The organism is Siculibacillus lacustris, from assembly GCF_004328075.1.
Taxonomy (GTDB): domain Bacteria; phylum Pseudomonadota; class Alphaproteobacteria; order Rhizobiales; family Ancalomicrobiaceae; genus Siculibacillus; species Siculibacillus lacustris.
Genome location: NZ_SJFN01000005.1, coordinates 159,960 through 186,862, shown reverse-complemented (window position 1 = coordinate 186,862; position 26,903 = coordinate 159,960). Strand labels below are relative to the sequence as shown.

24 protein-coding genes are annotated in these 26,903 nt (G+C 70.7%); 10 read left to right on the top strand and 14 right to left on the bottom strand.

Annotation, left to right across the window (positions count from 1 at the left end; genetic code table 11):
• Window positions 1-277: 277 nt before the first annotated feature.
• From EYW49_RS05385 to EYW49_RS05345, 9 genes are all read left to right on the top strand, one after another.
• The gene (locus tag EYW49_RS05385) at window positions 278-1,780 is read left to right on the top strand and encodes an efflux transporter outer membrane subunit (protein WP_131306974.1); all 1,503 of its coding nucleotides are present in this window, start codon (window positions 278-280) and stop codon (window positions 1,778-1,780) included.
• The gene (locus EYW49_RS05380) at window positions 1,777-3,198 is read left to right on the top strand and encodes an efflux RND transporter periplasmic adaptor subunit (protein WP_131306972.1); all 1,422 of its coding nucleotides are present in this window, start codon (window positions 1,777-1,779) and stop codon (window positions 3,196-3,198) included. Before EYW49_RS05385 ends, EYW49_RS05380 begins: the two co-directional genes overlap by 4 nt.
• Complete coding sequence (locus tag EYW49_RS05375; protein WP_131306970.1) at window positions 3,195-6,326, top strand: efflux RND transporter permease subunit; 3,132 nt, start codon at window positions 3,195-3,197, stop codon at window positions 6,324-6,326. The genes EYW49_RS05380 and EYW49_RS05375 overlap by 4 nt, the downstream gene beginning before the upstream one ends.
• A complete protein-coding gene (locus EYW49_RS05370) occupies window positions 6,323-9,424 on the top strand; it encodes an efflux RND transporter permease subunit (RefSeq protein WP_228259502.1) in 3,102 nt (1,033 codons plus the stop codon). Before EYW49_RS05375 ends, EYW49_RS05370 begins: the two co-directional genes overlap by 4 nt.
• A gap of 37 nt (window positions 9,425-9,461) precedes the next feature.
• Complete coding sequence (locus EYW49_RS05365) at window positions 9,462-10,892, top strand: FAD-binding oxidoreductase (protein WP_131306968.1); 1,431 nt, start codon at window positions 9,462-9,464, stop codon at window positions 10,890-10,892.
• 320 nt (window positions 10,893-11,212) lie between these two features.
• Window positions 11,213-12,268 (top strand): dihydroorotase, encoded by a 1,056-nt coding sequence (gene pyrC, locus EYW49_RS05360; RefSeq protein WP_131306966.1) that lies wholly within the window; start codon window positions 11,213-11,215, stop codon window positions 12,266-12,268.
• A complete protein-coding gene (locus EYW49_RS05355; protein ID WP_228259500.1) occupies window positions 12,265-12,642 on the top strand; it encodes a DUF423 domain-containing protein in 378 nt (125 codons plus the stop codon). The genes pyrC and EYW49_RS05355 overlap by 4 nt, the downstream gene beginning before the upstream one ends.
• Before the next feature lie 125 nt (window positions 12,643-12,767).
• Complete coding sequence (locus EYW49_RS05350; protein WP_131306962.1) at window positions 12,768-13,652, top strand: HpcH/HpaI aldolase/citrate lyase family protein; 885 nt, start codon at window positions 12,768-12,770, stop codon at window positions 13,650-13,652.
• A 10-nt stretch (window positions 13,653-13,662) separates the two neighbouring features.
• Window positions 13,663-13,869: a DUF1737 domain-containing protein gene (locus EYW49_RS05345; protein WP_131306960.1), complete on the top strand. Its 207-nt coding sequence runs from the start codon at window positions 13,663-13,665 to the stop codon at window positions 13,867-13,869.
• 24 nt (window positions 13,870-13,893) lie between these two features.
• Here EYW49_RS05345 and EYW49_RS05340 read toward each other — a convergent pair whose 3' ends face one another.
• Complete coding sequence (locus tag EYW49_RS05340) at window positions 13,894-14,295, bottom strand: carboxymuconolactone decarboxylase family protein (protein ID WP_131306958.1); 402 nt, start codon at window positions 14,293-14,295, stop codon at window positions 13,894-13,896.
• A 30-nt stretch (window positions 14,296-14,325) separates the two neighbouring features.
• A complete protein-coding gene (locus EYW49_RS05335) occupies window positions 14,326-14,934 on the bottom strand; it encodes an AprI/Inh family metalloprotease inhibitor (protein ID WP_165498136.1) in 609 nt (202 codons plus the stop codon).
• A gap of 271 nt (window positions 14,935-15,205) precedes the next feature.
• Here EYW49_RS05335 and EYW49_RS05330 point away from each other — a divergent pair, with 271 nt between their 5' ends.
• On the top strand, window positions 15,206-15,793 hold the full coding sequence (locus EYW49_RS05330) for a GNAT family N-acetyltransferase (RefSeq protein WP_165498135.1): 588 nt from the start codon (window positions 15,206-15,208) through the stop codon (window positions 15,791-15,793).
• A gap of 105 nt (window positions 15,794-15,898) precedes the next feature.
• Here the strand turns inward: EYW49_RS05330 and EYW49_RS05325 are convergent, their stop codons facing one another.
• The 12 genes from EYW49_RS05325 to EYW49_RS05270 all read right to left on the bottom strand — a co-directional run bounded on the left by EYW49_RS05325 (window position 15,899) and on the right by EYW49_RS05270 (window position 26,819).
• Complete coding sequence (locus EYW49_RS05325) at window positions 15,899-16,678, bottom strand: succinate dehydrogenase iron-sulfur subunit (protein ID WP_131306953.1); 780 nt, start codon at window positions 16,676-16,678, stop codon at window positions 15,899-15,901.
• An 83-nt stretch (window positions 16,679-16,761) separates the two neighbouring features.
• Window positions 16,762-18,591, bottom strand: a complete 1,830-nt coding sequence (gene sdhA / locus EYW49_RS05320; protein ID WP_131306951.1) for a succinate dehydrogenase flavoprotein subunit — start codon at window positions 18,589-18,591, stop codon at window positions 16,762-16,764.
• Window positions 18,592-18,596: 5 nt separating this feature from the next.
• The gene (gene sdhD, locus EYW49_RS05315) at window positions 18,597-18,977 is read right to left on the bottom strand and encodes a succinate dehydrogenase, hydrophobic membrane anchor protein (RefSeq protein ID WP_131306949.1); all 381 of its coding nucleotides are present in this window, start codon (window positions 18,975-18,977) and stop codon (window positions 18,597-18,599) included.
• 9 nt (window positions 18,978-18,986) lie between these two features.
• Window positions 18,987-19,394: a succinate dehydrogenase, cytochrome b556 subunit gene (gene sdhC, locus EYW49_RS05310; RefSeq protein ID WP_131306947.1), complete on the bottom strand. Its 408-nt coding sequence runs from the start codon at window positions 19,392-19,394 to the stop codon at window positions 18,987-18,989.
• Between the two features lie 214 nt (window positions 19,395-19,608).
• The gene (locus tag EYW49_RS05305) at window positions 19,609-20,661 is read right to left on the bottom strand and encodes a MaoC family dehydratase (RefSeq protein ID WP_131306945.1); all 1,053 of its coding nucleotides are present in this window, start codon (window positions 20,659-20,661) and stop codon (window positions 19,609-19,611) included.
• A gap of 94 nt (window positions 20,662-20,755) precedes the next feature.
• Window positions 20,756-21,526, bottom strand: a complete 771-nt coding sequence (locus EYW49_RS05300; RefSeq protein WP_131306943.1) for a DUF429 domain-containing protein — start codon at window positions 21,524-21,526, stop codon at window positions 20,756-20,758.
• 14 nt (window positions 21,527-21,540) lie between these two features.
• Window positions 21,541-22,437, bottom strand: coding sequence for a pyridoxal kinase (gene pdxY, locus EYW49_RS05295; RefSeq protein ID WP_131306941.1), 897 nt, complete (start codon window positions 22,435-22,437; stop codon window positions 21,541-21,543).
• Window positions 22,438-22,472: 35 nt separating this feature from the next.
• A complete protein-coding gene (locus EYW49_RS05290; RefSeq protein WP_131306939.1) occupies window positions 22,473-23,660 on the bottom strand; it encodes an NAD(P)/FAD-dependent oxidoreductase in 1,188 nt (395 codons plus the stop codon).
• A gap of 25 nt (window positions 23,661-23,685) precedes the next feature.
• Window positions 23,686-24,153, bottom strand: a complete 468-nt coding sequence (locus EYW49_RS05285) for a hypothetical protein (RefSeq protein WP_131306937.1) — start codon at window positions 24,151-24,153, stop codon at window positions 23,686-23,688.
• Window positions 24,150-24,713, bottom strand: coding sequence for a hypothetical protein (locus EYW49_RS05280; RefSeq protein WP_131306935.1), 564 nt, complete (start codon window positions 24,711-24,713; stop codon window positions 24,150-24,152). The genes EYW49_RS05285 and EYW49_RS05280 overlap by 4 nt, the downstream gene beginning before the upstream one ends.
• Before the next feature lie 93 nt (window positions 24,714-24,806).
• On the bottom strand, window positions 24,807-26,057 hold the full coding sequence (rlmN, locus tag EYW49_RS05275; protein WP_131306933.1) for a 23S rRNA (adenine(2503)-C(2))-methyltransferase RlmN: 1,251 nt from the start codon (window positions 26,055-26,057) through the stop codon (window positions 24,807-24,809).
• Window positions 26,058-26,228: 171 nt separating this feature from the next.
• Entirely contained in the window at window positions 26,229-26,819 is a 591-nt protein-coding gene (locus EYW49_RS05270; protein WP_131306931.1) for an invasion associated locus B family protein, read from the bottom strand.
• Window positions 26,820-26,903 lie beyond the last annotated feature (84 nt).

The following is a 26,903-nucleotide window of genomic DNA, read 5'->3' as shown; positions in this document are numbered from 1 at the left end:
GTTGCCGCGACGAAAGTCTGAGCGGGCAGAAAACCTTCGGTGGGGTCTGCGGGGTCGGGCGCGCGGCGCGACACCGGACCCGACCGCCGCGGTCGGGCGATCCGGTGCGGCGGGTTAACGGAATTTCATTTGTCGCGGTCCGTCGGGCTCGGCTAGGGTCGCTCAGGTCGACGGGCGACGTCCACGCGCGTCCGGCCGCCCGGCACCGGTCGTCGGACCGCCCGCCGTCGCGCCCGCCCGGGCCGGCCCGTCCCTGTTCCAGTGCGGTGATTCCCCGATGAGCCATGCGCCGCAGACGATCGATCGGACCGCGGTCGAGGCCGCCGGCGGCGCGCCCGGCCGCCGGTTGCGGGCGCTGCTGTGCGGCGTGATGGTCGCGGCGCTCGCCGCCTGCGGGGCCGATGTGACGCCGCCGGATGTGGCGGCCGATCTGCCGGCGCGCTGGCGCGACGGTCCGACCGGTGGGCCGGGGGTCGACAAGGGCTGGGTGGCGGCCTTCGGCTCGCGCGAGCTGGTGCGGCTGGTCGGCCTCGCCGAGGTCGACAATCTCGATCTGGCGGCGGCGACCGCCCGCATCGCCCAGGCCGAGGCGCAAGTGTCGGCGACCGCCGCCGGCCTGTCGCCGACACTCTCGGCCTCGGGCGACGCCAGCCGCCGCGCCACCCCGGGCACGCTGTCGCGCGCTTCGCCGCCGTTCCATACCCAGGTGTCCAATTCCTTTTCGCTGGCCGGCGACGCCTCGTGGCAGCTCGATCTGTCGGGGCGCGTGCGGGCGCTGACCGCGGCCCAGAGCGCGACGCTCGAGGCGACCCGCTTCGATCGCGAGGCGATCCGCCTGTCGACGGTCACCAATCTGGTCGACGCCTATCTGGCGATGGCCGCGGCCGAGGATCGCCTGCGCATCGCCCGCGACAACGTGACCACCGCCGAACGCACTCTCGCGGCGATCAAGCGGCGGCTGGAGGTCGGCACCGCCACCGCCCTCGATCTCGCCCAGCAGGAGAGCGTGGTGGCGACCCAGCGGGCGACCCTGCCGGATCTCGAGATCGAGCGCCGGCAGCAGCGCAACGCCATCGTGGTGTTGACCGGCCGGGCGCCGGAGGCGGCGACGGTGGCCGGCGACAGCCTGTCGCGGCTGTCGCTGCCGCGGATCGGCGCCGGCGTGCCGGCGCGGCTCCTGACCCGGCGGCCCGACATCGCCCAGGCCGAGGCGACGCTGGCCGCCCAGGCGGCCAATGTCGCGGCGGCGCGGGCGGCGTTCCTGCCCGACGTAGCGCTGACCGGCTCGGCCGGTTTCGAGAGCGCCTTCCTCAAGAACCTCTTGCGCCCCGATGCGCTGGCCGCCTCGATCGCCGGCAGCGTGGCCGAGACGATCTTCGACGGCGGCAAGCGCGAGGCCGATCTCGACGCGGCGCGGGCGCGCCACAGCGAGCTCGCCGCGACCTATCGCAAGACCGTCCACACCGCCCTCGCCGACGTCGAGAACGCGTTGGTGGCGATCGAGCAGAACCGGCGCCACGAGACGTTGCAGGCGGCGGTGGTCACCGCGGCGCGCAAGGCGCAACGGCTGACCGAAGAGCGCCTGTCCGAGGGCACCATCGACGTGACCACGGTGCTCGACGCCGAGCGGACCCTGTTCCAGGCGGAACAGACCCTGATCGGGGTCCGGCTGGCGCGGTTCCAGGCGGTGGTGGCGCTGGTGGCGGCGCTCGGCGGCGGTTGGGACCGAGAGGCCGCGGCGAGCGCGGCGACGACGACGACCGCGGAAGCGAAACCATGAGCCGAACCCGCATCTTCTTTTCCCTCGTCGCCGTGGCGGCGGCGGCCGGCGCGGCCGCCTGGTACGCCGGCCTGCTGCCGACCCCGAAATGGCCGCTCCGGACCCCGTCGCCGAGCGCGACCGTCGAGGCGCCGCCGGGACCGCCCGGCGGTCCCCCGGGCGGTCCCGGCGGGCCGGGCGGCGGCGGACGGCGCGGGGGCGGGGCCGGCGACGGTCCGACGCCGGTGCTGGTGGTGCCGGTCGAACGCCGCGACGTCGACCTGATGTTCGACGGCATCGGCACCATCCAGGCCTCGGCGACGGTCACGGTTCGGCCCCAGGTCCAGGGCATCCTGCTGGAGTTGCGGTTCCAGGACGGGCAGGAGGTGGCCAAGGGCGACGTGTTGGCGCGGATCGATCCGACCAGCTACCGCGCGGTCTACGATCAGGCGGTGGCCAAGCGCGAACAGAACGAGGCCGATCTGCGCAACGCCCGCGCCGACCTCGAACGCTACACGCGTCTCGCCCAGAGCGAGTCGGGCTCGCGCCAGCAGGCCGACACCCAGCGCGCCACCGTGGCCAAGCTCGAGGCGCAGTCGAAGATCGATCAGGGGGTGATCGACGCCGCCAAGGTCGACCTCGACAACACCACGATCCTCGCGCCGATCGGCGGCCGTACCGGCATCCGCTCGGTCGACGCCGGCAATCTGGTGCGCACCACCGATGCCGCGGGACTGGTGACCATCGCCCAGCTGAAGCCGATCTCGGTGGTCTTCACCCTGCCGCAGCAGCAATTGGCCCAGGTGCTGGCGGCCAAGCTGCGCGGGCCGGTGCCGGTCGAGGTGCTCGGGCCGGATCGGCGCAGCGCGATCGATCGCGGTTCGATCGAGGTGATCGACAATCAGGTCGACAGCACCACCGGCACGGTCAAGATCAAGGCGAGCCTGCCCAATGCCGAATTGCGGCTGTGGCCGGGCCAGTTCGCCGACGTGCGCGTCCATGTCGACACCTCGCGCGACGCAGTGGTGGTGCCGACCGCCGCCGTTCAGCGCGGCGCCGACGGCGCCTTCGTCTATGTGCTCGGCGCCGAGGACAAGGTGGCGCGGCGGCCGGTCGAGGTGGCGCGCCAGGACGAGAATCGCGCGGTGATCGCTTCCGGCCTGCAGCCGGGCGAAACGGTGGTGGCCACCGGCTTCGCGCGGCTGATCGACGGCGCCCGGGTCAAGCCGACCGCGGCGACGCCGGCGGCGGTGGAAGCGGTGCCCGACGCCTCGGTGTCGCCGGCCGCGCCCGCCGACGATGCCGCCAAGACGCCGGCCGAGCGGCGCAAGGCGCGCGGCGACGGCGCCGGACGGCGACCCGGCGCGGCGCCCGCACCCGGCGAGGCGACGCCGAGTGGCGCACCGGCCCCGGGACCGGCCGCCGGGCCACGGCCATGAGCGTCTCCGGGCCCTTCATCGATCGGCCGATCGCCACCTCGCTGTTGGCGGCGGCGATCCTGGTGCTCGGCATCCTGGGGTTCCGGCAGCTGCCGGTGTCGTCGCTGCCGCAGGTCGACTTCCCGACCATCCAGGTCACCACCCGGCTGCCCGGCGCCGATCCCGAGACCATCGCCAGCATCGTCACGGCGCCGCTGGAGCGCCAGTTCGGCCAGATCCCGGCGCTCGCCACACTGTCGTCGGAGAGCTCCTACGGCCTGTCGCGGGTGACCCTGCAGTTCGATCTCGACCGTGACATCGACTCCGCCGCCCAGGACGTGCAGTCGGCGATCAACGCCTCGGCCTCGACCCTGCCGACCGGGCTGCCCTATCCGCCGGTCTATTCCAAGGTCAATCCGGCCGATACGCCGATCCTGACCCTGGCCTTGACCACCGAGAGCGCGCCGCAGCGGGTGCTGTCGGATCTCGCCGATACGCTGATCTCGCCACGGCTCGCCGAGGTCTCGGGGGTCGGGCGGGTGACCATCGCCGGCGGGGTCCGCCCGGCGCTCCGGATCCGCGCCGATCTCGACCGGCTCGCGGCCTATGGCCTCGGCCTCGAGGACCTGCGCGCGGCGATCGTCGCGACCAACGTCGCCGGCTCCAAGGGGGCGCTCGACGGCCGCCACCAGTCCTACACCATCGGCGCCAACGACCAGATCGCCTCGCCCGAGGCCTTCACACGGGTGGTGGTGGCCAAGCGCAACGGCGTGCCGGTGATGCTCGGCGACGTCGCCTCGGTGGTCGAGGGGCTCGAGGACAGTTTCGTCGGCGGCTGGTATCGCGGCCGCTCGGCGGTGATCGTCGACATCCAGAAGCAACCCGGCGCCAACATCGTCGAGACGGTGAAACGGCTCGGCGCGGAGATTCCGCGCCTGCAGCGCTCGCTGCCGGCCGGGACCAAGCTCGAGGTGGTGCACGACCGCACCGACACGATCCGCGCCTCGATCGCCGACGTCGAGTTCACGCTGGTCCTCTCGGCCGGGCTGGTGGTGCTGGTGGTGCTCCTCTTCCTGCGGTCGGTCGGCGCGACGATCATCGCCGGCGTCGCCCTGCCCCTGTCGATCGTCGCGACCTTCGCGGCGATGTGGGCGGCCGGATTCTCGCTCGACAATCTGTCGCTGATGGCCCTGACGATCGGCACCGGCTTCGTCGTCGACGACGCGATCGTGATGATCGAGAACATCGTGCGGCGTCAGGAGGGCGGGCTCGACGCCTTCGCGGCGGCGCGCGAGGGTGCCCGCGAGATCGGCTTCACGGTGATCTCGCTGACCCTGTCGCTGATCGCCGTGTTCATCCCGCTCTTGTTCATGACCGGTCTGGTCGGGCGGATGTTCCGCGAATTCGCCATGACCCTGGCGATCGCCGTGGTGGTGTCGGCGGTGGTGTCGCTGACCCTTACGCCGATGATGTGCGCGCGCATGTCGACCCGGGCGGTGCCGCGGCGCGGCGTGCTCGGCACGATCCTGGCCATCGCCGAATGGCCGATCTCGGCGATGGCGCGCGGCTATGCGGTCAGCCTCGGCTGGGCGCTGGCACGCCAGCGGCTGGTCCTGGTGATCACCGCGGCGACCCTGGTGCTGACCGGCTGGCTCTATGTCGAGAGCCCCAAGGGCTTTCTGCCGAGCCAGGACACCGGCCTGATCACGGTGATCCTGGAAGGTGCGCCGCAATCCTCCTTCGCCGAGATGACGCGGCTGCAGAGCGCCGTCGCCAAGGCCTTCGAGGGCGATCCCGACGTCTCGGGGGTGGTGTCGGTGCTGGGCATCGGCACGCTCAATTCGACCGGCAACACCGCGCGGATGACCGTCGATCTGAAACCGCGCGAAGTGCGCCGCTCGACCGCCGCCGAGATCGCCGAGCGGCTGCGGCACGAGGGTGCGGCGGTGCCGGGCGCCACGGTCTATGTGCAGCCGGTGCAGGACGTGCGGATCGGCATGCGCAGCAGTCGCTCGCAGTACCAGTACACGCTGACCGGCACCGACGGGCGGGCGGTGGCCGAGGGCGCGACCGCCCTGGTCGCGGCGCTGTCGGAACGGCCGGAGCTGCGCCACGTGGCGCTCGAGACCCAGGACGGCGGCTTCGGTCTCAAGGTCGACATCGACCGCGATCGCGCCGGCCTGCTCGGGGTGTCGGTCCAAGCGATCGACGACGCCCTGTCGGATGCCTTCGCGCAGCGCCAGATTTCGACGATCTATGCCCAGTCCAACCAGTATCGGGTGGTGCTGGAGGCCGGCCCGACCCAGGGCCGCGACGGGTCGGTGCTCGATCGGCTGCGGATCACCGGCACCGGCGGCGTCCAGGTGCCGCTCGCGGCGCTGGCGCGGATCAGCCGCACCACGGTGCCGTTGTCGATCGCCCATCAGGACCAGTTCCCGGCCGCCACCCTGTCCTTCGACGCGGCGCCGGGGGTGTCGCTGGAGGCCTGTCTGGCGGCGATCGACGCGACCCGCGCGGCGATCGGCCTGGGGGATGCGGTGAGCGGGCATGCCGACGCCGACGCGGCGGAATTCGCCCATGCGCTGGCCTCGCAGCCGTGGCTGATCCTGGCGGCGGTGGCGACGATCTACATCGTGCTCGGGGTGCTCTACGAGAGCTTCGCCCATCCCTTCACGATCCTGACCACCTTGCCTTCGGCCGGCGTCGGGGCGCTGATCGCGCTCAGGGTCACCGGGCTGGAATTGTCGCTGGTGGCGCTGATCGGCATCGTGCTGTTGATGGGCATCGTCAAGAAGAACGCGATCATGATGATCGACTTTGCGATCGTCGCCGAGCGGACGCGCGGGCTGACCCCGGACGCGGCGATCGTCGAGGCCTGTGCCCTGCGCTTCCGGCCGATCATGATGACCACGCTGGCCGCGCTGCTCGGGGCGGTGCCCCTGGCGCTGGCCCAGGGCACCGGCTCGGAACTCCGGATCCCGCTCGGGGTGACGATCATCGGCGGCCTGTTGGTCAGCCAGTTGCTGACCCTCTACACCACGCCGGTGATCTATCTGGCGGTGGAGCGGCTGGTGGTGCGGGTGACCGGGCGGACCTCGGCGGGCGCGGCGGTGGCGGCCGCGACCGCGGCGGCGGAGGCGGGCGAATGATCGAGATCTCGCGCCCGTTCATCCTGCGACCGGTCGGCACCACGCTGCTGGCGGTGGGATTGTTCCTGGCCGGGATGATCGCCTATTTCCAACTGCCGGTGGCGAGCCTCCCGGCGGTCGACCTGCCGACCATCCGGGTCAACGTGTCGCGACCGGGCGCCGATCCGGCGACCATGGCGGCGAGCGTCGCCGCGCCGCTCGAGCGTCATCTCGGGGCGATCGCCGGGGTCTCCGAGATCACCTCGTCGTCGGCGCTGGGCTCGACCGGGATCACCGTGCAGTTTGACCCGTCGCGCAAGATCGACGGCGCGGCGCGCGACGTCCAGGCGGCGATCAACGCGGCGGCCACCGATCTGCCGAGCGATCTCAATGCGGCGCCGTCGTTCCGCAAGATGAACCCGGCGGCGATGCCGGTGCTGATCCTGGCCCTGACCTCCGACACCCTGTCGACCTCCGAGCTCTACGACATCGCCGATACGGTGATCGTCCAGCGCATGTCGCAGGTCGCCGGCGTGGCCAGCGTCGACGTCGCCGGCGGCGAACAGCCGGCGGTGCGGGTGCGGATCGATCCGGCGCGGGCGGCGGCGGCGGGACTCGGCCTCGACGAGATCCGCAAGGCGATCGTCGCGGCCAATCAGCGCGGCGCGACCGGGGCGATCCAGGGGATCGAGCGGGTCGAGACCATCGCCACCTCCGACCACCTGCGCGACCCGGCCGAATTTCAGCGGGTGATCGTGCGCGCCCGCAACGGCGCGCTGGTCCGCCTCGCCGACGTCGCCACGGTCACCGCCGGGGTGCGCAACACCCGGGCGGTCGGCTGGTACGGGGTCAAGGAAGGGCTGAAGCCGGCGCTGCTGTTGTTCGTCACCAAGCAGAGCGACGCCAACGTGATCGACACGGTCGATCGGGTGCGGGCGGTGATCCCGGAGCTGAAGCGGTGGATCCCCGCCGACGTGGCCTTCCATGTGGTCAACGACCGCACCGTGACCATCCGGGCCGGGGTTGCCGACACCATGCGCACCCTGGCGATCTCGGTGTCGCTGGTGATGGTGGTGGTGGTGCTGTTCCTCGGCCGCCTGACCCCGACGCTGGCCGCCGGGGTGACGGTGCCGCTGTCGCTTTCGGGCACCTTCGCGGCGATGTGGGTGGCGGGGTTCTCGATCGACAATCTGTCGCTGATGGCGCTGACCATCGCTGTCGGCTTCGTCGTCGACGACGCCATCGTGATGATCGAGAACATCCATCGCCGACGGGTCGGCGGACTGGCGCCGCAGGCGGCGGCGATCCTCGGCTCGCGCCAGATCGCCTTCACCGTCGTGGCGATCGGCCTGTCGCTGATCGCCGCCTTTATTCCCCTGATGTTCACCGGCGGCATCGTCGGCAAGTTCTTCGCCGAATTCTCCTTCACCATGACCTTCGCGATCCTGATCTCGACGGTGGTGTCGCTGACCGTGACGCCGATGATCTGCGGTCGTTTCCTGTCGACGGCGCCGCCCAACCGGCTGGAGCGCGGCGCCGATGCGTTGCTCGGGCGGATCTCGGCGCTCTACGGCCGCTCGCTGCGGCTGACGCTGGCGTGGCCGTGGGTAATGGTCGGGGTGGCCTGCGGCACCATCGGCCTGACCATGTGGCTGTTCGTGCAGGTGCCCAAGGGCTTCGTGCCGCAGGACGACACCTCGCTGGTGTTCGGCTTCACCGAAGCCGCCGCCGACGTGTCGTTCCCGGCGATGACCGACCTGCAACGCCGCGCGACCGAGCTGGTGCTGGCCGACCCGATGGTCAAGGGCACCGCCTCGTCGGTCGGCGGCGGCATGGGCACGGTCAACCAGGGGCGGATGTTCCTGTCGCTGAAGACCCTCGCCGAAGGCGGCGAGCCGTCGCGCACGGTGATCGCCCGACTGCGCCAGAAGCTCGGGACCTTGGCGGGCATCCGGGTGTTCATGGCGCCGATGCAGGACCTGCACGCCGGCGGGCGGGTCGGCAAGTCGCCCTATCAGTTCACCCTGTGGGATCCCGACCTCGACGAGCTGCTGACCTGGGCCCCGCGCCTCGTCGAGGCGCTGCAGAAGGTGCCGGAGATCGTCGACGTCTCGGCCGACCGGCAGGCGGCGGGGCTGCAGGCCGACGTGGTGGTCGACCGGATCGCCGCGGCGCGGCTCGGGGTGGCGATCCGCGACATCGACGCGGCGCTGGCCAATGCCTTCGCGCAGCGCCAAGTGTCGACCATCTCGGGCCAGCGCAACCAGTACAAGGTGATCCTGGAGGTCGCCGCCGACCGGGCTCGGGACCCCTCGGACATCGCCGATCTGTGGGTCTCGGCGGCCGACGGCAGCCAAGTGCCGCTGGCCGCGGTGGCGCGGGTCGAGCGCCATACGGCGCCGCTGTCGGTCAATCATCAGGGCCAGTTCCCGGCGATCACCATCACCTGGGACGTGGCGCCGGGCTCCAATCTCGACGTGGCGTCGCAACGGGTGCGCGACACCGTCGCCGAACTCCATCCGCCGGACACGCTGCACACCGAATTCGCCGGCGACGCCAAGGCCTTCTCCAGCTCCTCGACCTCGACGTGGCTGCTGGTGGTGACGGCGATCGTGGCGGTCTATGTGATCCTCGGGGTGCTCTACGAGAGCCTGATCCATCCGCTGACGATCATCTCGACCTTGCCGCCGGCCGGGCTCGGGGCGCTGATCGCGCTGCAGTCTTTCGGCATGCAACTCGATCTGGTCGGGATCATCGGGATCATTCTGCTGATCGGCATCGTCAAGAAGAACGGCATTCTGCTGGTCGACTTCGCGATCATGCTCCGCCGCGAGGGCCGGCTCACCGCGCTGGAGGCGGTGCGCGAGGCCTCGGTCGAACGGTTCCGGCCGATCCTGATGACCACGCTGGCGGCGCTGCTCGGCGCGGTGCCGCTGGTGATCGCCACCGGCGCCGGGGCGGAGATGCGCCGGCCGCTCGGCGTGACCATCGTCGGCGGCCTGGTGGTCAGCCAAGTGTTGACGCTCTACACCACCCCGGCGATCTATCTGTTGATGGATCGTCTCGGCGCTTGGTTCGCGCGACGGCGCGCCGTCGCCCGACCGCAACCGGCGGAATGATCCGGCCGGCCGCCTGCCCTCCCGCGCGGTGGATCCCATGACCGACTTCTCCCGTCCCGCCTTTCCCGCCGACGTCCTCGACCGCCTGCGGAGAATCGTCGGCGCGACCCATGTCGAGACCGACCCGATCGACATCGCCCCCCACCTCGAGGAGCGACGCGGGCTGTGGCACGGCGCCACGCCGGCGGTGGTCAGCCCCGGGACTACGGCCGAGGTCGCGGCGGTCCTGGCGCTGGCCGATGCCCGCGGCCTGAAGATCGTGCCGCAGGGCGGCAATACCGGTCTGGTCGGCGGTCAGACGCCGTCGCCGGTCGGCGACGAGATCGTGCTGTCGCTCACCCGCCTCGATCGCATCCGCGAGGTCGATCCGGCGTCCGACACCATGACGGTGGAGGCCGGGGTGACGCTGGCCCGCGCCCAGGAGGCCGCCGCCGCGGTCGATCGGCTGTTTCCGTTGTCGCTGGCCTCGGAGGGCAGCTGCACGATCGGCGGCAATCTCGCCACCAATGCCGGCGGCACCGCGGTGATCGCCCATGGCAACGCCCGCGATCTGGTCCTCGGCATCGAGGTGGTGCTGGCCGACGGGCGGGTGCTGAACGGGCTCGGCAAGCTGCGCAAGGACAACACCGGCTACGACCTGAAACACCTGTTCATCGGTTCGGAGGGGACGCTGGGGATCATCACCGCGGCGGTGCTGAAGCTGGTGCCCCGGCCGGCGGCGATCGGTACCGCCTTCGTGGCGACGCCGTCGCCGGCGACCGCGGTGGCGCTGTTGGGGCGTGCCAAGGCGGCCTTCGGGCAGGGCCTGACCGGGTTCGAGCTGATGCCGCGGTTCGGGCTCGACCTGGTGCTGAAGCATCTGCCGGGCGCCCGCGACCCGATCGCCGGACGGCACGATTGGTACGTGCTGCTGGAGGTCGCGGCGATGACCGCGGACGGGCTCGACGAGCGGCTGGAAGCCTTCCTCGAAGCGGCGCTGAGCGACGGCGAGATCGAGGACGGGGTGATCGCCGGATCGCTCGACCAGCGCGCGGCGCTGTGGCGGATGCGCGAGGGCATGTCGGACGTCCAGAGTCTCGAGGGCGGGTCGATCAAGCACGACGTCTCGGTGCCGATCGCCGCAGTGCCGGAGGTGATCGAGCAGGGCATCGCCGCGGCGCGGACGGTGGTGCCGGACATCCGGCCGGTGCCCTTCGGCCATCTCGGCGACGGCAACATCCACTTCAACTTCACCCAGCCGGTCGGCGCCGACAAGGCGGCCTATCTGGCGCGCTGGGGCGAGGTCAACCGCGCGGTCCACGCGGTCGTCGTGGCGCACGGCGGCTCGGTCTCGGCCGAGCACGGCATCGGCGTGCTGAAGCGCGAGCTGCTCACCGAGGTCAAGGATCCGACCGCGCTCGCCGTGATGCGGGCGCTCAAGGCGACGCTCGATCCCAAGGGCCTGCTCAATCCCGGCAAGGTGCTGTGAGCGGTGCTCGCCGCCATGCACCGGGAGCGGCGGTGGCCGCGGGCCGAGCCATGCGTTCGTGCATGGCTGATCTCCGGGTTCCTGCGTGTTGTGCGGAGCCTTATTCGACGTTAGTATGACATTCGCATCGGGGCTCCCCAGCCACGGTGCTGCCCTCCTTGGGCGTTTCCTCCCTAGACTTCGGCCGCCCTCGGGCGGCCTTTCTTTTTTCCGCGGCCACTCGCCGCGGTTTCGCCGCCTCGCCCCTTGATCGATGGTCCGGCCCGTGCTTTTCCGGAGACCGGCCGGGGTCTCCGGCGGTCACGGGCGAGGACGATCCCATGCAGCGCATCAGCTTTCGCCGGCCGGACGATTGGCACGTCCATTTCCGCGACGGGGCGGTGCTGGCCGAGGTGGTGCCGCACACCGCGCGGGCCTTCGGTCGGGCGGTGGTGATGCCCAATCTGGCGCCGCCGGTGACGACCACGGCCGCCGCAACGGCCTATCGGGCGCGGATCCTGGCGGCGGTGCCGGCCGGCATCGACTTCTCGCCGTTGACCACCGCCTATCTGACCGACGACAGCGACGCCGCCGATCTGATCACCGGCCATCGCGAGGGCGTGCTGTTCGGCGCCAAGCTCTATCCGGCCCATGCTACCACCAATTCGCAGTTCGGCGTGACCTCGATTGCCGCGATCGCCGGGGTGTTGGCGGCGATGGAGCGGGCGGGCATGCCGCTCCTGGTCCATGGCGAGGTGACCGGCGCCGAGGTCGACGTGTTCGATCGCGAGGCGCGCTTCGTCGAAACGGTGCTGGTGCCGCTGCTCGCCGATTTCCCCGGCCTCAAGGTGGTGCTCGAACACGTCACCACGGCAGAAGGCGTGGCGGTGGTCCAGGCCCATGCCGGGCGGATGGCGGCGACGGTGACGCCGCAGCATCTGCTGTGGGATCGCAACGCCCTGTTCCGCGGTGGCATCCGACCGCATCTGTGGTGCCTGCCGGTGCTCAAGCGCTCGACCCACAAGCGGGCGCTCCGGGCGGCGGTGACCGGCGGCGATCCGTCGTTCTTCCTCGGCACCGACACGGCGCCGCACCTGCGGCACACCAAGGAGACCGCCTGTGGCTGCGCCGGGATCTTCTCGGCGCCGACCGCGCTCGAGGCCTATCTGACGGTGTTCGCCGAAGAAGGCGCGCTGGACAGGTTCGAAGCCTTCGCCAGTCTCAACGGGCCGGCCTTCCACGGCCTTCCCCCCAATGAAATGCGGGTGACCTGGGAAGCGCGGCCGCGGCTCGTCGCCGAAGCGATCGCCGTGCCGGGCGAGGGCGAGTTGGTGCCGATGTTCGCCGGCGAGACGGTGGCGTGGTCGCCGGTCGCGACCGAAACGGAGGCGGCATGATGCGGGCGAGCGACGGGGTTCTGGCGGCGGCCGGGCTGATCGGCGCCGGCGGCGTGGCGGCGGCGGCCGCTTCGGCGCATGTCACCGGTGGCGGGCCGCTGGCCCAGGCCGCCGAGATCCTGATGATCCATGCCGCCGCGGTCGTCGCGCTGGTGGCGCTGGCGCGCACGCCGGCGCGCGGCGCGGGGCTCATGATCGCGCTCGCCGGTGTGATGGCGCTGGCGGCGGCGCTGTTCGGGGCGGACATCGCGATGCTGGTGTTCGCCGGGCGGCATCTCTTCCCGATGGCCGCGCCGATCGGCGGTTCGATCCTGATCGGCGGCTGGTTGATGCTCGCGGGTCTGGCGCTGGCGGCACGGATCGGCCGCGCCTGAGGCGGCGTCGCCCGCGCCGGCCGCACGGCGGCTTCCCCGAACGGCCGATTGCCGGGTCGCGGCGGCTCGGTTAGAGCATGGACCGAGTTCCCGCCTCTCCCGCGATCCCCTCGGAGTACCCCCCCATGACCATCCGCCCGCGCCGCAGCGTTCTCTACATGCCGGGGTCGAACGCCCGCGCGCTCGACAAGGCCAAGACGCTCGCGACGGATGCGGTGATCCTCGACCTCGAGGATTCGGTCGCGCCCGATGCCAAGGAGGTGGCGCGCGCTCAAGTCGTGGCGGCGGTGACCGCCGGTGGTTTCGGGTCGCGCGAAGTGGTGATCCGCATCAACGGCCTCGCCGGTCCGTGGGGCCGCGCCGATCTGGCGGCGGCCGGGGCGGCCGCGCCCGATGCGATCCTGATCCCCAAGGTGTCGACCGCCGCCGACGTGTTCGAGGCCGGGGCGATCCTCGACGCGCTCGGGGTGCCCGAGCGGGTGGCGATCTGGGCGATGTTCGAGACGCCGCTCGCCGTGCTCAACGCCGGAGCGATCGCCGCGGCGCGCCACGAGACCGCCGGTCGGCGGCTCACCGTGATGGTGCTCGGCACCAACGATCTCGCCAAGGAGACGCGGGCCCGCTTCGTGCCGGGCCGGGCGCCGATGCTGCCGTGGCTGGCGATCGCGCTGGCCGCCGCACGCGCCCATGGGCTCGAGGTGATCGATGGGGTCTACAACAATCTCTCCGACGCCGAGGGCTACCGGCTCGAGTGCGAACAGGGCCGCGATCTCGGCATGGACGGCAAGACGCTGATCCATCCCAACCAGTTGGCGGTGGCCAACGAAGTGTTCTCACCGACGGCCGAGGAAGTGGCCCAGGGCGAGAAGATCATTGCCGCCTTCGCCCTGCCGGAGAACGCGCTGAAGGCGGTGATCAGCCTCGATGGCCGCATGGTCGAACGGCTGCACGCCGAGATGGCCGAACGCACCGTGGCGATCGCCCGCGCCATCGCGGCGATCGGCGCCTGAGGAGACCAGCATGAAGCTCTATCGTTTCCTGACCGGGCCGGACGACACGGCCTTCTGCAAGCGCGTCTCGGCGGCGCTGAACAAGGGCTGGGCGCTGCACGGCGCCCCGTCGCTGACCTTCGACGCGGCCAAGGGTCGGGTGATCTGCGGTCAGGCGGTGGTCAAGGACGTCGACGGCGTCGACTTTACCGACGACGTGGTGCTCGGCGATTATTGAGCGGCGTGGCGCGCGCGGGCCGCGTCAGCGCGGCTCGCGGTAGATCGCGTCGACCGGGACCTGCAGCGCGCCGACCATGCGGTTGGTCTCCGACGCCATGCCGACCACCGCCACCAGTTCCATCAACTGCGCCTCGGTCAGGCCCTTGGCGCGGGCCGAGGCGGTGTGGGTGTTGATGCAGTAGTCGCAGCCGTTGGCGATCGACACGGCGACGTAGAGCATCTCCTTGACCAGCGGATCGAGGGCGCCGGGGGCCATCACCTGTTTCACGCTGTCCCAGGTGCGGCGCAGCGACGCCGGATCGTTGGCCAGTGCCCGCCAGAAGTCGTTGACGTAGTCGGTCCCGCGGGCGGCACGGATCTCGGCGAAGACGGCGCGGGCTTCCGGCGCCATCTCTTCGTCGGCGAGCAGACGGACGAGCGCCATGGCGGCCTTCTCCTTCGGATCGCCGCCCGATCAGCGGCTCAGGGACAGGGTCTGACGGGTCGAGGTCTGGCCGACGAAGCGGTCCTTGGCGACCTTGGCGACCGTGCCGACGATCGAACCGTCGGAGCCCTTGAGCACGATGCGGTTGTCGGCGATCACCCAGGCCGAGATCTTCTGGAGATCGGGCGAGGTGCAGCCGCGCGACGAGACGCGGCTGCCGCCGGCCCAGGCGGTGGTGCTGGCGGAGAGCTGGCAATGGTCGGTCGGGGTGGTCATGCCCCAACCGCCGGTGAAGTCGCCGCTGACCACCGGCATGCCCTTCTCGGGGGCGGCCTCGGCGACCTGGGCGGGCTTGGCCGCGCCGGGGGCGAGCGGCGCCGCGCCGGGATAGGCCGCGGGCGGGGCCATCGGATCGACCGGGGCGCCGGCGATGGGAGCGCCGGCCGCGGGGCCGGCGGGCGGCAGCGGCTGCAGGGTGTCCTGGGTGACGGTGGCGGTCGGAGCGGCCGGCAGCGGCTCGAAGGTCTGCTGGACCGGCTGGACGCGACGGGAACCGCTGTCGGACAGGCCGAGGCGGCCGCAGCCGGCGAGCGCCGCGGCGGTGACCACCGCGAGAACCAGGACTTTTCCGCGAATCATCTGTGTCGGCTCCTCGATCGCACAACGGCGCGGTTCTACCGCGAACCGGCATCGGAGGCGATCCCTTCCGATCTCGATGCGCGACCTTGGACCGGCTTCACGGTGATTTTCGGGCGTGTCCCGCGGCGTGCGATGATGCAACGCACCAGACCGCGCTTCGCTGCATTCGCCTTTAGGCTTAAGTAATTTTGCTCTCTGCCCCATTCTCGCCACATCGCACCGCAAAATAAAATATCAGTTGATGCTGCGGTGCGGTCGAAAGGACGAGATCATGAGCGACCCCTCCCTGTCCGGGACGATTCGCAAGCTGTGGGTCGGTGACACGGCGGCGTTCCGCGAGCATCTGATGCGCCTCGACCCCGCCACCCGGCGCAACCGCTTCGGCATGGCGGCGAGCGACGCCTTCGTGGCGCGCTATGCCGAGACCAGTTTCTCGACCGACACCGCGATCCACGGCCTGTTCGTCGGCGAGGCGATCGTCGGCTGCGGCGAACTGCGCCTCGGCGGATCGGATTCGGCGGCGGCCGAGGCGGCCTTCAGCGTCGAGAGCGACTGGCAGGGCCGCGGCTTCGGCACCCGCCTGATGGCCCGGGTGCTGCTCACCGCGCGCAACCGCCGCATCCGCCGCCTCTACATGAACTGCCTCGCCTCGAACCGTCAGATGCAGCATCTCGCCCGGCGCAACGGCGCCGAACTCGAATGGGACGGCGGCGACGTGGTCGGCTTGCTTGTCCCGGAGACGCCGTCGCCGGCCTCGGTCCTGGCCGAGGCGATGCGCGATTCCTTCGGTTGGGCGACCGCGGTGGTCGAGATGCAGAAGCGCGTCCTGCCGCGCCGGCCGTTCGGGCCCACCGCCTGACGGCGCGGGTCACGGGCCGCCCCAGACGGTCTTCTCGAGACATGAAAACGCCCCGGCGGAGGATCCGACCGGGGCGTTTCGTCGTTTCGGGAAGAGGCGGACGCGTCAGAGACGGCGCTCGATCAGCATCTTCTTGATCTCTGCGATCGCCTTGGCCGGATTGAGATTCTTCGGGCAGGTGTTGGCGCAGTTCATGATCGTGTGGCAGCGATAGAGCCGGAACGGATCCTCGAGTTCGTCGAGGCGGTCGCCGGTGGCTTCGTCGCGGCTGTCGATCAGCCAGCGATAGGCCTGGAGCAGCACGGCGGGGCCGAGATAGCGGTCGCCGTTCCACCAGTAGCTCGGGCACGAGGTCGAGCACGAGGCGCACAGGATGCACTCGTAGAGACCGTCGAGCTTGGCGCGGTCGTCGTGGCTCTGCAGCCATTCGGTCTGCGGGGTCGGCGACACGGTCTTCAGCCAGGGCTCGATCGCCCGATGCTGGGCATAGAAGCCGGTCAGGTCGGGGATCAGGTCCTTGACCACCGGCATGTGCGGCAGCGGATAGACCTTCACCTTGCCCTTGATCTCGTCGAGACCCTTGGTGCAGGCGAGGGTGTTGAGCCCGTCGATGTTCATCGCGCAGGAGCCGCAGATGCCTTCACGGCAGGAGCGGCGGAAGGTCAGCGTCGGGTCGATCTTGTTCTTGAGGTAGATCAGGCCGTCGAGGACCATCGGCCCGCAGTCGTCGAGATCGACGAAGTAGGTGTCGATCTGCGGCAGCTTGCCGTCGTCGGGATTCCACCGGTAGATCCGGAATTCCTTGAGCCGTGTGCCGCCATCGGGCTTGGGCCAGGTCTTGCCGGTCTGGATCCGGGAATTTTTAGGCAACAGGAGCTGAACCATTGTCGGTCTGCCCTTCTCTTGATCCGTCTGTCGAACCGGGCGTCGGTCGCTTCACGCGACCGACGGGACGATCTCGGGTGAAGTCAGTACACGCGGGCCTTGGGCTGGATGTACGCGATGTCGTTGGACATCGTGTAGGTGTGCACCGGGCGCGAATCGAGCGTCACCTTGTTGGTGGCGCCGTCGGCCCAGGCGAGCGTGTGCTTCATCCAGTTGGCGTCGTCGCGATCGGGGAAGTCCTCGCGCGCGTGGGCGCCCCGGCTCTCCTGACGGTTGGCGGCCCCGTTCATGGTGACCACCGCCTGGGTGATGAGGTTGTCGAACTCCAGGGTCTCGACCAGATCGCTGTTCCAAACCAGCGAACGGTCGGTGACCTTGACGGTCGGCAGGCCTTCCCAGACCTCTTGGATCAGCTTCTGGCCTTCGGCGAGGATCTCGCCGGTGCGGAACACCGCGCAGTTGTTCTGCATGGTCTTCTGCATGGCGAGGCGCAGTTCGGCGGTCGGGGTCGAGCCGCGGGCGTTGCGGAAGCCGTCGAGACGCGACACCGCGATCTCGCCGGCACCGGCCGGCAGATCCTGGTGGCGATCGCCCGCCTTGACCGTCTCGCGGCAGCGCAGGCCGGCGGCGCGGCCGAACACCACGAGGTCGGTCAGCGAGTTCGAGCCCAGGCGGTTGGCGCCGTGGACCGACACGCAGGCCGCTTCGCCGATCGCCATCAGGCCGGGAACGACGCTGTCCGGATTGCCGTCCTTCTTGGTCAGCACCTCACCGTGGAAGTTGGTGGGGATGCCGCCCATGTTGTAGTGGACGGTCGGCAGGATCGGGATCGGCTCCTTGGTCAGGTCGACGCCGGCGAAGATCTTGGCGCTCTCGGTGATGCCCGGGAGACGTTCCGCCAGAATCGCAGGGTCGAGATGGCTGAGGTTCAGGTGGATGTGGTCCTTGTTCTTGCCCACACCCCGGCCTTCGCGGATCTCGATGGTGATCGAGCGCGAGACCACGTCACGCGACGCCAGGTCCTTGGCCGACGGCGCATAACGCTCCATGAAGCGTTCGCCGGCGGAATTGGTGAGATAGCCGCCTTCGCCGCGGGCGCCTTCGGTGATCAACACGCCGGCGCCGTAGACGCCGGTCGGGTGGAACTGCACGAACTCCATGTCCTGCAGCGGCAGGCCGGCGCGCAGCACCATGCCGCCGCCGTCGCCGGTGCAGGTATGGGCCGAGGTGCAGGAGAAGAAGGCGCGGCCGTAGCCGCCGGTGGCCAGGATCGTCTTGTGGGCGCGGTAGCGATGCAGGGTGCCGGTCTCGAGGTCGAGAGCGACGACACCACGGCAGGCGCCTTCGGCGTCCATGATCAGGTCGATGGCGAAGTATTCGATGAAGAACTGCGCGCCGAAGCGCAGCGACTGGCCATAGAGCGTGTGCAGCATGGCATGGCCGGTGCGGTCGGCGGCGGCGCAGGTGCGCTGGGCGATGCCGGCGCCGTAGTCGGTGGTCATGCCGCCGAACGGACGCTGGTAGATCTTGCCCTCTTCGGTGCGCGAGAAGGGAACGCCCCAGTGCTCGAGCTCGTAGACGGCGTCCGGCGCATTGCGCACCAGATATTCGATGGCGTCCTGGTCGCCGAGCCAGTCGGAGCCCTTGACCGTGTCGTACATGTGGAAGCGCCAGTCGTCGCGTCCCATGTTGCCGAGCGAAGCGGCGACACCGCCCTGCGCCGCAACGGTGTGCGAGCGGGTGGGGAACACCTTGGTGATACAGGCGGTCTTGAGACCGGCCTCGGAGGCGCCGACGACGGCGCGCAGGCCCGCGCCGCCGGCCCCGACGACGACCACGTCGAAGGTGTGGTCGACGAAGCGATAGGCGGCGTTCGTGATGCCCGGAGCGTTGGTGGAAGAATTGACGGCCATGTTCCTCACATCCCGAACGAGAGTTTCGCGACCGCCCAGAGGATCGCCAGAGCGACCAGCGCCGAGAAGAAGTTGTTCAAGAGAACGAAAGCGATCTTGCCGAGGTCCGAGGGGGTGTAGTCCTCGATGATGACCTGGATGCCGATCCGCATGTGGACGACGGCGGCGATCACCGTGGCGCCCATCGGAATGGCGACCCACGGCGAGCCGAGGACCGCGTGGGCCTTCTCGTAGGGGGCGCCGACGAGGCAGATCAGGACCAGGACGAAGAAGATCGACAGCGGCACCAGGGCGACGGCGGAGACCCGCTGGATCCAATAATCCTCGGTGCCGAACTTCGACGACCCGCGGCCGGTGATGCGAGACAAGGGCGTGCGCATGCTCATCGCGTCACCTCACTTGACGATGTAGCCGACGATGAAGACGAGAACCGTCAACACGCCGGACAGGACATAGGTGCCGATCGCCAGCCAGCGCCGTTCCTTCTCTCCGAACCCGTAGACCAGGTCCCAGATGAGGAAGCGGATGCCGCCGAGCAGGTGACAGAGCAGCGACCAGGTGAAGCCGAGGAGCACCAGCTGACCGAGCCAGGAATTGAACATCCACTGGACGGTGTCGTAGCTGGATTTGCCGGCGCCGACGGCGATCAGCCAGGCGGCGAGAAGCAGCGTGCCGAAATAGAGCGCGGCGCCCGTGCCACGGTGGACGACGGACATGACCATCGTCCAGCTGGGCGCATAGATGAAGAGATGGGGCGAGAGGGGGCGCTCGACCCCACTGCCGGGTTTGCTCTGTGTCGACATCGGCCTGCCTTGGATCCCTCGGGGTTGGACCGGCGCAGCGATGGCACCCGAAGGTCAAGAGCCATCGACGGCGAGTGGCGCTTAGGTTGAAGCCTTCTAACCCTTTTTGCGCGGATGCGTCAAAACGTCCAAAAGCATGAGGCGCTTCGCAACCGCGCGAGGATCTGTACACCCTCGCGTGAAGCGGCGCCATTCAGTGACATTTCGGAGGGGGTCAACGCGGCATCAACACCCAGTAGTCGAGATCGAGGATCACGCCGGGATCCCAATCGCCGCCGTCGATCTTCAGCGGGAAGTCGGCGGTCGGCCGGTCCTTGGTCGCCACGGTGCGCAGACGCAGGGCGCCGACGTCGTCGCGGCCGGGCAATTCGGCGGTGTCGAGCACTTCCGACCAGGCGAAGACGGTCGAGCCGGCGAACAGCGGGGCGACGTGACGGCCGCCGTTGATCGCCGCGACGTGGAAGGCGTTGGCCAGCCCGTTGAACGACAGGGCGCGGGCGAGGCTGATGACGTGGCCGCCGTAGATCAGGCGGCGCCCGAAGCGGCCCTGGCCTTCGGTCCACTGGTTGAAGTGGACCTTGGCGGTGTTCTGATAGAGCCGGGTGGCGAGCATGTGCTCGGCCTCCTCGACGGTGACGCCGTCGACGTGGTCGATGCGCTCGCCGACCCTGTAGTCGGCGAAGCGGTGGCGGCTGCCGGACAGCTCGTCGTCCCAGGCGCTCCGATCGAGGAAGGGCACCGCCGAGCCGAGCTGGTCGGGGGCGAGCGCCGCCGGCAGTTCGGGAATCAGCTGATCGGCGACCACCGCCGCCTCGTCGCGCTTGCGGACCATCACCCAGCGCACGTAGTCGAGCACTTCGCGGCCGTCCTGATCGTAGCCGGTCGAGCGGACGTAGACGACGCCGGTCTTGCCGTTGGAATTCTCCTTGAGCCCGATCACTTCCGAAACCGTCGATAGGGTGTCGCCGGGATAGACCGGGGCGAGGAAGCGGCAGCCGGCATAGCCGAGATTGGCCACCGCATTGAGCGACACGTCGGGCACGGTCTTGCCGAAGACGACATGGAACACCAGGAGGTCGTCGACCGGCGCGCGCGGCCAGCCGACGGCCTTGGCGAAGGCGTCGGACGACTGGACCGCGCAGCGACCGCCGTAGAGGGCGCCATAGAGCGCGACCTCGCCGACCGTGACGGTGCGCGGCGTGGCATGGCGAATCACCTGGCCGATGCGGAAGTCTTCGAAGAAATTGCCGGCATTGGTCTTGGTCATGCTGTGCCTCCCTCGGCGCCGGTCCCGTAGTGCCGGAAGCGATCCGGGCGGGCAATGCCGCCTTGGTCGTAGGTAGGGCGAGGAGCGCGGGCGATCAGGCGCAGATGCGCATCGGCAGGCCGCGGGCGTCGTGCTCGGGTTCGGCGGGATGGGACACCCCGCGGCCTGCGACCCAGCGGCGGGCGACCAGCGCCAGGACGCAGGCGTCGAGGAGATCGTCGGCGGCGGCGCCGCGCGGCGGGCGGGCCTCGAGCAGGGCGCGCTCGAAGCCGTGGGCGACCAGCAGATCGCGGCGCTCGTCGAGGCCGGGCGGGTTCGGCCGGCCCTCGACCTTCTTCGGCAGGGTCATCGGGGCTCCGCCGTTCAGGTGCGCGAAGGCCAGTTCCGGGTGGCTCTCGATCACCCGTGCCGCCCGCTCGGGGGTCATCCAGCGATCGAGTTCGCGGATCTTGGGGAAGAGATGAAAGCCCTGTTTCGACACTTTGCGTGGCGGCGTCGAGGTGGCGAGCGCCGTGGCGCAGGCGCGGGCATAGGCTTCGCGCTCGTCGAGGCCTTCGCCGGCGAAGACCGCGGCGCGCGCGGGAATCGAAAACACCGACGACTGTCGGGCGCCGAGCCGGGCACGCACCAGCCGCTCCGGGCCGCGGCCACCCGGGCCGACGGCGTCGGAGAGGCCGATCGGCATGTCGATGGCGGTGAGCGCCGGCGCGTCGGGGCCGTCGAGGAGATCGGCGATCCGGGGAAAGATGCGGATCTCCGGCATCAGCGGCCCGGTCGCGGCGACCCGGCAGGCCAGCCAGCCGGCCGGGCAGCCGTCGACGCCGGCGAGGACCGGCGGCGCTTCACGGGCGTCGGGTGCGGTCACCGCGATCTCCTGCGTCAGCCGATCGGCACCGGGTGGGGCCGCAGCGGGCGCGGTCGGGCCTCGCCGATGCGGCGCACCGTCACCTGGGCCAGCGAATGGACCAGACTGTCCTGTTCGGCGGCCAGCCGCAATTCGTCCGAGCCGGCGCGCACCGAGCGGGCGACCAGATCGAACACGCTGGCCACCGCCCGGGTCACCGCCGCCTCGGCGCCGGCACCCTGGGTCAGGCGCGCGGCGACGAGCGCGGCGAGGAGATCGCCGGTGCCGTGGGGGGCGCCGTCGATCGCCGGATGTTCGATCTGCACCGCCGCATCGGCGGTCACCAGCAAGGTGGCGATCGACCGGGTCATCATCGCCGGGGCGGAGGTGACGACGACGCTCGGCAGGCCGAGCGAACGGGCGGCGGCGAGGGTCTCGGCGGTCGAGCCGACCGGCAGACCCGAAAGCCATCCGGCCTCGAACAGATTGGGGGKGGCGATGTCGGCGAGCGGCAGCAGCCGGTCGCGCACCGCCGCGGCGACCGGTTCCGGCACGTAGAGGGCGTGGCCGTCGCCGATCACCGGATCGACCACCAGCCGCAGGCCGGGGGTCACGAGGCGCAGCCGCTCGACCAGCGCGGCGGCCGCCTCGACCTGGGCAGCTTCCGCGAAATAGCCGGTCAGGACGGTGGCGACCTCGCCGGCCGCCTCGCATTCGGCGAGCTCGGCGAGGCCGGCGGCGAAGGCCTGGCTCTCGGGGACGATGCGGCCGGCGCGGCCGTGGCCGGGGTGCCAGGGCAGCCACACGGTCGGCACCAGCCAGACGGTCAGACCGAGCCGCTCGAGCGCGAACACTGCGCCGCGGGCCCCGACCGCGCCGCGCGCGACCTGGGAGGAGATCACCAGCACCGCCGGCGTCGCGGGCGCGTCCATCGCTTCCCCTCGCTGACGACGGGCCCCGCCGTCGCTCAGATGATGTTCAGTTCCTCGACCTTGCGGCCGGCGGCGAGGCGATCGTAGCCGAAGACCGTCAGGTCGATCGAGCGGAAAGCGCCGTGCACCAGGAGCTCGGCGACGGCGCGGCCGGCGGCCGGGCCCTGCTGGATGCCATGGCCGGAAAAGCCGTTGCAGAACACGAAGTTGGTGACCTGCGGATGACGGCCGATCACCGCGTTGTGGTCGAAAGTGTGGAAATCGTAGTGGCCGGCCCAGGCGCGCACCAGCTTCAGGCTCTCGAAGGCCGGGATGCGGGTGGCGAGCGCCGGCCAGATCACGTCCTCGTAGAGCCGATAGTCGACCTCGAAGTCGTCGTCGTCGGCGCGCGCGTCGTCGGCCTCGTCGGGCGAGACGCCGCAGATGTGGAAGCGGCCTTCGGGCCGGACATAGACGCCGGAGGCGACCGCGGTGCCGTCGATCAGCATCGGCAGGCCGGGCACCTCCTCGCGGCAATGGACCACGAAGACGCAGCGCTTGCGCGGTTCGACCGGCAGGTCGAGCCCGGCGAGGCGGGCGACGTCGCCGGCCGCGGGGCCTGCGGCATCGACGAAGGCGTCGCAGGCGATCCGCCGGCCGTCGGAGAGCGTGACCCCGGTGATCCGGTCACCGACGCGGTCGATCCCGGTGACCGCGGCCTGGGCATAGACCGCGCCGCCGGCCCGCGCCGCGCGCCGCACGAGATCGAGCAGCATATGGGCGTCGAACCAGCCCTCGCCGGAGCGGCCGTAGGCGGCGCGGGCGATGCCGTCGAGCGACATCCACGGCCAGCGCCGGGCGATCGCGTCGGGCTCGAGGAGCTCGATGTCGGCGCCCCCGGCCTGTTGGACGCGGTGGTTGGCCTCGAGGATCGGCACGCCGGCCGGGCTCGCCAGGGTCAGATAGCCGCGTTCGACGAAGCCGATGTCGGCCTCCGGCCCGAACAGGGTCTTCAGATCGCGAATCACCTCGATGCCGTACCGCGACAGGCGGATGTTCTCGGGCGTCGAGAACTGCTGACGGATCGAGGCGGCCGACAGTGTCGTCGCCGAGCGGGCGTAGGTCGGGTCCTTCTCGACCACCAGGACGCGGCCGGTCCAGGCGGGATCGCGGGTCAGTGCCCAGGCGACCGACGAGCCCATGATCGCCCCGCCGCAGATCACCACGTCGAAATGCTCGGCCATGGGGCGTCTCCTCTCGCGATAGGGGTCAGGGGCCGCGCGGGCCGTCCGGCGGCGGCGCGCGGCGCGTGAGGCCGGCGCTGCGACCGGCGATCGCCCAATGGACGAAACCGGCGACGAATCCCGCGGCGGCGGCGAGTTGCAGGCCGCCGGCGGCGATCCCCGGCAAGGTCGCGGCGACACCGGCGACCGCCAGGGCGGCCCCGGCGACGAGATGGACGATCAGGCCGCGCACGCCGAGAGCTTCGCCGATGAGGCCGGCGGCGAGCCAGGCCGGCCACACCGCCACCGCCAGGGCCGGAACGATCGCCGCGCCGCGCAGCAGGCGGAGGACCAGACCGACGAAGCGCGGCAGGTCGGGATCGACGGCGAGGCGTTCGCCGGCCGACACCACGTCGAGACCGGCACCGATCACCAGCAGCGAGGCGACGACGGCGGCGAGAAAGGCCAGGGCGACGATCAGCAGGCGGCCGAGCAGGTGGGGGAGATCGATCACGGGCGATTCCAGTCCGGCGGTTCGGCGGCCACGAGTTCGGGCTCCGGCGACGGTTCGCCGGTCGGTTCGTCGCGGCGCGGCGGGACCAGCGGGGCAGGCGGGGAGGCGCGTACCGCCACCAGCCAATGGACCCAGCCGCCGGCCAACCCCGCGATCGCCGCGAGCCCGGACAGCCCGGCCGAAGGCGCGGCGGTCGAGCCGTCGACGATCGCCACCAGGACCTGGGTGGCCGGGCCGACGATCGCGCCGGCGGCGAGATAGGCCGCGGCGGCGCGCCAGCGACGGCTCTCGGCGACCACCAGGGCGGCGGTGGCGAAGGGCGCGGCGGCGACGAAGATCACCACGGTCGAGGCGATCGGCACCAGGATCAGCGCGCCGACGCCGTTGGCGGCGATCACCGTGGCGAGGCCGCGCTCGAAACTCTCTTCGGCGACGAGACCGAGGGTGCGCACCACCGCCGCGGCGAGGCAGGCCAGCGCATAGCCGCCGGCGATCCGCCCGAGGCGGCCGTCGGCGACCGCGGGACGGCCCGTGGTGGGGAGAGTGTCGTGCGACGCCATGGCGGATCCGGGACGCGAGGAGGACGATTCGGGCGATTCATCTTCGCGCCGGCGGCGGGCGGCTGTCGAGACCGACGGCCGTCGAGGGCGGCGTCAGTCGTCGTCGCCGTTGGAGCCGATCATCGCCTCGAGGGCCAGACGTTCGCCGATCTTCAGCCGTTCGGAGGCCGACTTCAGCTGGCCGCAGGCGGCGAGGATGTCGCGACCGCGCGGGGTGCGGATCGGGCTGGCGTAACCGGCGCGATTGACGATCTCGGCGAAGGCCTCGATGCGATCCCAGCTCGAACATTCGTAGATCGACCCGGGCCAGGGATTGAACGGGATCAGATTGATCTTGGCGGGGATGCCGCGCAGCAGCCGCACCAGCTCGCGGGCGTCCTGGGCGGAATCGTTGACCCCCTTCAGCATCACGTATTCGAAGGTGATGCGGCGGGCGTTGGACAGGCCCGGATAGGCGCGGCAGGCCTCGAGCAACTGGGCGATCGGATATTTGCGGTTGATCGGGACCAGCACGTCGCGCAGATCGTCGCGCACCGCGTGCAGCGAGATCGCCAGCATCACCCCGGTGTCGCCACCGATCTTCGGGATCAGCGGCACCACGCCGGAGGTCGACAGGGTGATGCGGCGGCGCGACAGCGACAGGCCGTCGCCGTCGGCGAAGATCTGCATGGCGTCGCGCACCGCGTCGTAGTTCATCAACGGCTCGCCCATGCCCATCATCACCACGTTGGTGACCAGACGCCCCTCGGCGGGCAGGCGACCTTCGGCCTTCTCGCCCTGGGGGAAGTCGCCGAGGCGCTCGCGGGCCACCACCACCTGGGCGACGATCTCCTCCGCGGTGAGGTTGCGGACCATGGTCTGGGTGCCGGTGTGGCAGAACGAGCAGGTCAGCGAGCAGCCGACCTGCGAGGAGACGCAGAGCGTGCCGCGGCCTTCTTCGGGAATATAGACGGTCTCGACCTCGACCGGCCGGCCGGCGCCGCGCGAGGGGAAGCGGAACAGCCACTTGCGGGTGCCGTCGACGGAGATCTGCTCGGTCACCAGTTCGGGCCGGCCGACCACGAAGCGGCCGGCGAGATCGGCGCGCAGATCCTTGGAGATGTTGCTCATCGACGCGAAGTCGGCGGCGCCGCGATGGTAGAGCCAGTGCCACAGCTGGCCGACCCGCATGCGCAGATGGCGCTCCTCGATGCCGGCCTCGCGCAGGGTGTCGGCGAGGCGGTCGCGGGTCAGGCCGAGCAACGAGGGCACGGCGTCGCGGCCGGCCACCGCGAGGGGCGCCTTGACGATGCCGGCGAGCACGTCGGAGGTCGCGGCATTCGCCGCCGGGGCGGGCACGGTCATGGGACGATCCTCGGGTTCGGTCGGCGGCTGGCCGGCGTCCGGAGGGCCCGCGTCGGGCTCGCTCCGCAACGCGAAACGGCGGACGGGTCACCCCGTCCGCCTCGCATGGAGGGCAGAATAGCGCGGATCGGGCGGCGAGGGAAGAATGCCCCGCTCAGCCGCGGCCCGAGCTCACTTGCATTCCTTGGCGACCGCGTCGAGGGCGCCGGAGAGGCCGGCGATCGAGAAGGCGTAGTTGGTCGGATTGCCGCGACCGGAGGTGCCGGTGGCGGTGAGCTTCTTGCCCTTCTTCAGGGCATCGATCAGGCCGGCCGGCTCGACGTTGTTGTCGAGCCAGGCGCTGTCGCCGCGGGTGAACATCTGGAACTTGCGGCCGTCGACGTCGAGCACCACCTTGCTCCCCTCCTTGAGGGTATAGCCGACCTGGAGCATCGGCTCGTTGCGGACGCTCTCGGCCGGACGGGTGGTGAGGAAGAAATAGACCTTGCCGTGATTGAGGGTCGGCGGCTCCATCTTCTGCGGCTCGGTCAGGGCGAAGCAGATCTTGCCCTTCTGACCGGCGGCGGTGATCGCCTTCCAGTCCTTCGATTCGAGCAGCAGCATCGGCGAGCCGGCGGCGGGAGCGGCGGCCGCGGGCTTGGCGGGGGCGGCGGCGGCCGGCTTGGTCGGCTGGGTGGCGGGCTTGGGTTGCTGGGCCCAGGCGGTCGTGGCGAACGCGGCGGAGGCCGCGAACAGCAGGACGTGGAGAGGAGCGGTCCTCATCGTACGATCACCCCGTTTCATTGACGTCGTCTCGACGGGCGCCAGCGCCGATCGATCTCGAATGCGGTCGAACCTCAGTCCAGA

Coding starts and splice junctions, on each gene's coding strand:
- EYW49_RS05385 (WP_131306974.1), top strand. CDS start 278: ATGAGCCATGCGCCGCAGACGATCGATCGGACCGCGGTCGAGGCCGCC.
- EYW49_RS05380 (WP_131306972.1), top strand. CDS start 1,777: ATGAGCCGAACCCGCATCTTCTTTTCCCTCGTCGCCGTGGCGGCGGCG.
- EYW49_RS05375 (WP_131306970.1), top strand. CDS start 3,195: ATGAGCGTCTCCGGGCCCTTCATCGATCGGCCGATCGCCACCTCGCTG.
- EYW49_RS05370 (WP_228259502.1), top strand. CDS start 6,323: ATGATCGAGATCTCGCGCCCGTTCATCCTGCGACCGGTCGGCACCACG.
- EYW49_RS05365 (WP_131306968.1), top strand. CDS start 9,462: ATGACCGACTTCTCCCGTCCCGCCTTTCCCGCCGACGTCCTCGACCGC.
- pyrC (WP_131306966.1), top strand. CDS start 11,213: ATGCAGCGCATCAGCTTTCGCCGGCCGGACGATTGGCACGTCCATTTC.
- EYW49_RS05355 (WP_228259500.1), top strand. CDS start 12,265: ATGATGCGGGCGAGCGACGGGGTTCTGGCGGCGGCCGGGCTGATCGGC.
- EYW49_RS05350 (WP_131306962.1), top strand. CDS start 12,768: ATGACCATCCGCCCGCGCCGCAGCGTTCTCTACATGCCGGGGTCGAAC.
- EYW49_RS05345 (WP_131306960.1), top strand. CDS start 13,663: ATGAAGCTCTATCGTTTCCTGACCGGGCCGGACGACACGGCCTTCTGC.
- EYW49_RS05340 (WP_131306958.1), bottom strand. CDS start 14,295: ATGGCGCTCGTCCGTCTGCTCGCCGACGAAGAGATGGCGCCGGAAGCC.
- EYW49_RS05335 (WP_165498136.1), bottom strand. CDS start 14,934: ATGATTCGCGGAAAAGTCCTGGTTCTCGCGGTGGTCACCGCCGCGGCG.
- EYW49_RS05330 (WP_165498135.1), top strand. CDS start 15,206: ATGAGCGACCCCTCCCTGTCCGGGACGATTCGCAAGCTGTGGGTCGGT.
- EYW49_RS05325 (WP_131306953.1), bottom strand. CDS start 16,678: ATGGTTCAGCTCCTGTTGCCTAAAAATTCCCGGATCCAGACCGGCAAG.
- sdhA (WP_131306951.1), bottom strand. CDS start 18,591: ATGGCCGTCAATTCTTCCACCAACGCTCCGGGCATCACGAACGCCGCC.
- sdhD (WP_131306949.1), bottom strand. CDS start 18,977: ATGAGCATGCGCACGCCCTTGTCTCGCATCACCGGCCGCGGGTCGTCG.
- sdhC (WP_131306947.1), bottom strand. CDS start 19,394: ATGTCGACACAGAGCAAACCCGGCAGTGGGGTCGAGCGCCCCCTCTCG.
- EYW49_RS05305 (WP_131306945.1), bottom strand. CDS start 20,661: ATGACCAAGACCAATGCCGGCAATTTCTTCGAAGACTTCCGCATCGGC.
- EYW49_RS05290 (WP_131306939.1), bottom strand. CDS start 23,660: ATGGCCGAGCATTTCGACGTGGTGATCTGCGGCGGGGCGATCATGGGC.
- EYW49_RS05280 (WP_131306935.1), bottom strand. CDS start 24,713: ATGGCGTCGCACGACACTCTCCCCACCACGGGCCGTCCCGCGGTCGCC.
- rlmN (WP_131306933.1), bottom strand. CDS start 26,057: ATGACCGTGCCCGCCCCGGCGGCGAATGCCGCGACCTCCGACGTGCTC.
- EYW49_RS05270 (WP_131306931.1), bottom strand. CDS start 26,819: ATGAGGACCGCTCCTCTCCACGTCCTGCTGTTCGCGGCCTCCGCCGCG.